2 protein-coding genes are annotated in these 4,563 nt (G+C 72.4%); both read right to left on the minus strand.

Translation table 11 applies throughout. The features are described from left to right. On the minus strand, window positions 1–1,257 hold a 1,257-nt coding region (locus VOI19_RS14880; RefSeq protein ID WP_323793747.1), incomplete at its 3' end, for a circularly permuted type 2 ATP-grasp protein. Further along, window positions 1,254–4,563: transglutaminase family protein (locus VOI19_RS14885; RefSeq protein ID WP_323793748.1), on the minus strand; the 3,310-nt coding region annotated here is incomplete at its 5' end. The genes VOI19_RS14885 and VOI19_RS14880, both read right to left, overlap by 4 nt.

The raw sequence follows: 4,563 nt of genomic DNA on the forward strand, positions 1-4,563 counted from the left end.
CGAGAGCGGCAGCCGCTCCTGGCCGACGTAGCGGTGCGGCTCGGCGAGCAGCAGCGCGACCAGGTCGTCACGCGAGACGTCGGCCAGGTCGTTGGCCGAGCCGTCGATCGGGCGTACGGCGAGGGCACCGTCGCCACCCAGGTGGTCGAGGACCCGCTCGAGCCCGTCGGGCTCGCCGCACCACCAGGTCGGCACCGAGTCGAGTCGCAGCGGCTCGTTGAGGAGCGCCTCGCACAGCGCGGGCATGTAGGGCAGCAGCGCCGGGTTCTCCAGCACGCCGGAGCCCAGGCCGTTGACGATGCGCACCCGTCCGCGGCGCGTGGCCTCGACCAGCCCGGCGACGCCGAGCTGGGAGTCGCCGCGCAGCTCGAGGGGGTCGGTCCACGGGGAGTCGACCCGGCGCAGGATGACGTCGACGCGCTCGAGCCGGCCGAAGACGCGCATCTGCACCCAGCCGTCGCGCACCACGAGGTCGCTGCCCTGCACCAGCGGGAAGCCGAGCGCCGAGGCGATGAACGACTGGTCGTAAGCGGTCTCGGAGACCGAGCCGGGCGAGAGCACCACGATCCGCGGGTCGGCGAGGTCGGGGCCGGCGGACTGGATGAGCGCGGAGCGCAGGGCGGAGAAGAAGGGCTCCATGCTGTGCAGCGGCGCCGCGCGATACATCTCGGGGACGACGCGGGTGAGGATCCGGCGGTTCTCCATCGCGTAGCCCAGGCCGGACGGCGCCTGGGTGCGGTCGGCGAGCACGCGCCACTCGCCCTGGTCGTCGCGACCGAGGTCGGTGGCGGTGAGCACGAGCGGGCGCGGGTCGGTGATCGAGGTGCGCGCCATGTTGCGCATGAAGCCCGGGTGGCCGAGCACGAGCGCCGACGGCAGGATGCCTTCGCGCAGCAGCTTCTGGGGGCCGTAGAGATCGGCGAGGATGGCGTTGAGCAGCTCGGCGCGCTGGGCGAGACCGATCTCGAGGGGGTTCCACGAGGCGGCGTCCAGCACCATCGGCATCGGGTCGAGCCGCCAGGGCTCCTGCCGCTCGCCGGGGCGGCCGTAGGTGACGCCGTCATCGGCGAGGGCGCGGGTGATGCCGGCATCGGCGCGACCGAGATCTTCGGCCGTCAGGTCGACGGCGACCTCCGCGAGCCCCTTCCAGGGGGTTCGCAGGGCGCCATCGGCACCGACGATCTCGTCGTAGCGAACGGCCTCCCCACCCAGGGTGGGCTGGGTGACACCGGCCGCGTAGTCACGCAGCAGGCTCACTCGTCGACGTCTCCCGCGGCATCCCGAGAGGTGGCATCCAGGGCAGCCCCGACCGACCTGGCGGTGGCCGTGGGCACCCGGCGCAGGTCGAGGGTGTGGGGGTACTCCGCGCTGGCGACCCGACGAGCGGTCTCGCGCAGCGCACCGACGTCGAGGCGGCCCGCGGTGTGACCGTGGGCGTGGAAGCGGCTGGCCCGGCGCGCCTCGGCCTCGTTGGCGTTGACGGGAGGCGAGCTGTAGTTGCGTCCACCCGGGTGGACGACGTGGTAGGTCGCGCCGCCCAGGCTCAGCCCCGACACCGTGTCGACCACGTCGAACCGCAAGGGCGCCTGCACCTCGATCGAGGGGTGCAGGGCAGACCAGGGCTGCCAGGCGCGGAATCGCACGCCGGCGTAGTGGTCACCCGCAGGGGTGGCGGTCAGGGGCACGGGGACACCCTGACACGTCACGAGGTGTCGGTGCGGATCGAGGCCCGCGACCGAGACCTGCACCTTCTCCACCGAGCTGTCGACGTAGCGCGCCGTGCCGGACCCGGTGGCTTCCTCGCCGAGGACGTGCCAGGGCTCGATCGCCTGGCGCAGCTCGAGGGAGATCGGTCCGACGTTGGCCATCCCGATGCGCGGGAAGCGGAACTCGGTGAACGGCGCGAGCCACTCCTCCTCGAACGCGATCCCGAACGCGCGCAGGTCGGCCACGACGTCGTTGATGTCGCTGATCGCACCCTGCGGGAGGAGCGGGTCCTCGTGCAGGCGCGTGCCCCAGCGCACGAGCGGGGCCTTGAGCGGCTGCTCCCAGAACATCGCGACCAGGCTGCGCACCAGCAGCGCCTGCACCAGGGCCATCTGGGCGTGGGGCGGCATCTCGAAGCCGCGCAGCTCGAGCAGGCCGAGCCGCCCGCGCGAGGAGTCGGGGCTGTACATCTTGTCGATGCAGAACTCCGAGCGGTGGGTGTTGCCCGTGAGGTCGGTGAGCAGGTGGCGCAACGCCCGGTCGACCAGCCACGGACGCGGACCCTCGCCGGTGTCGTCGGCGAGCGCGGCGAGCCGCTCGATCTCGGCGAAGGCGATCTCCATCTCGTACGTCGCCTCGGGCCGGCCCTCGTCGAAGCGCGGCGCCTGGCTGGTCGGGCCGATGAAGCGCCCGGAGAAGAGGTAGCTCAGGCTCGGGTGCCGCTGCCAGTAGGTGATCAGGCTGACGAGCAGGTCGGGACGCCGCAGCAGCGGTGAGTCAATGGGCTCGTGACCGCCGAGGGTGATGTGGTTGCCGCCGCCGGTGCCCGTGTGGAGCCCGTCGAGGTCGAACTTCTCGGTCGTCAACCGCGCCTGGCGCGCCTCCTCGTAGAGCGTGACGGTGAGGTCACGCTGCTCGGCCCAGCTGCGCGTGGGCTGCACGTTGACCTCGATGACGCCGGGGTCGGGAGTGACGACGAGCATGGTGAGTCGCGGGTCCGGCGGCGGACCGTAGCCCTCGATGACCACCGGGCAGCCGACCTTGCGGGCAGCGACCTCGATGAGCTTGAGGAGGTCGGCGTAGTCGTCGAGCTCCTGGGTGGGCGGCAGGAAGACGTGCACGTGACCGTCACGGGCCTCGAAGGCGAGCGCGGTCGTGCCCTGACCCTCGGGGTCGACGACGGTCACGACGGGGACCTTCGGCTCCAGGGGCGTGCCGGCCTCGAGGTACGACGGCTCGCCGGCGAAGTCGGGGTCCTTCCAGGCGACCGAGTCCAGCGGCAGCCGCAGACCGACCGAGCTGGTGCCCGGTGCGAGCACCAGGCGACCGCGGCGGAACTTCCAGGCCGGGCTGACCCAGCCGTCGTGGTCGGCGGTCCGGGCCACGATCGGCACGACCCACCCCGTGGGGGTGTCGATCGCCGCGTCGAGGACACCCAGGCCCTGGGCGTCGAGCTTGTCGGCGCCGTCGTCCGGCTTGTCGCCGTGCGGCTGACGCACCTCGGAGGAGAGCGCGGCGAGCGGGTCCTCGTAGGCCGGGTGCACGTGGCCCTCGGGCAGCGCGAGCACCGCAGCGACCCGGCGGGCGAGCGCCTCGGCCTGGCCGACGGCCACCTCGGGGTCGCTGCCGGGGCCCCACGGGTCGGCGAAGAGGGAGGAGTCGCGCCACAGCGGCACCCCGTCGGTGCGCCACTGCAGGCCGATGTTCCAGCGCGGGAGCGGCTCGCCGGGGTACCACTTGCCCTGGCCGCGGTGCACGATCCCGCCCTGGGCGTAGGTCTCGCGCAGGCGCTCGGCCAACGTGGAGGCGAGGGCACGCTTCTCGGGGCCGTCGGCGTCGGTGTTCCACTGCGCCGTGGTGGCGTCGTCCAGGGAGACGAACGTCGGCTCGCCACCCATGGTGAGGCGGACGTCGCCGGCCTCGAGACGCGCGTCGACGGCCTCGCCCAGCGCGTCGATGCGCGCCCACTGGTCGTCGGTGTAGGGCTTGGTGACGCGCGGGTCCTCGTGGATGCGGGTGACCTCGTTGTGGAACGAGAACGTCACCTCCACCGGGTCGGTCGCGCCCTCGATCGGGGCGGCGCTGCTGGGGTGGGGGGTCGCGCAGAGCGGGATGTGGCCCTCGCCGGCGAAGAGGCTGCTGGTGGGGTCCATCCCGACCCAGCCGGCGCCGGGCAGGTAGACCTCGGCCCAGGCGTGGAGGTCGGTGAAGTCCTTCTCGGGACCGCTCGGCCCGTCGAGCGCCTTCTGGTCCGACGTCAGCTGGACGAGGTAGCCGGACACGAACCGGGCAGCGAGGCCGTACTGGCGCAGCAGCGCGACCAGCAGCCAGGCCGAGTCACGGCAGGAGCCGATCTTGCGGGCCAGGGTCTCGTCGGGGCTCTGCACGCCCGCCTCCATGCGCACCGAGTAGGCGATCTCGCGGTGCACCGCGGCGTTGAGGGAGGCGAGGAAGTCGATGGTGCGAGTGGTGCCGTCGGGGCCGTCCTGCGGCTGCGGCAACGACTGGCGGAACTCCTCGACAGCGCCGGCGTCGTCGACCGAGCGCAGGTAGGGGAAGAGGTCGGCGTGGAGGCTGTTCTCGTAGACGAACGGCATCGACTCGGCGTACTCGTCGACGAAGAAGTCGAAGGGGTTGATCACCATCAGGTCGGCGACCAGCCCGACCGTGATGTCGAGGGTCTTCACCTTCTCGGGGAAGACCAGGCGCGCCATCCAGTTGCCGAACGGGTCCTGCTGCCAGTTGAGGAAGTGGCCCTTGGGCTCGACCGAGAGGGAGTAGGCCTCGATCGGCGTGCGGGTGTGCGGCGCCGGCCTCAGTCGGACGACGTGCGGGGCCACGCCCACGGGCTCGGCG

The sequence above is a fragment of the Nocardioides sp. genome (assembly GCF_034670285.1).
GTDB lineage: Bacteria > Actinomycetota > Actinomycetes > Propionibacteriales > Nocardioidaceae > Nocardioides.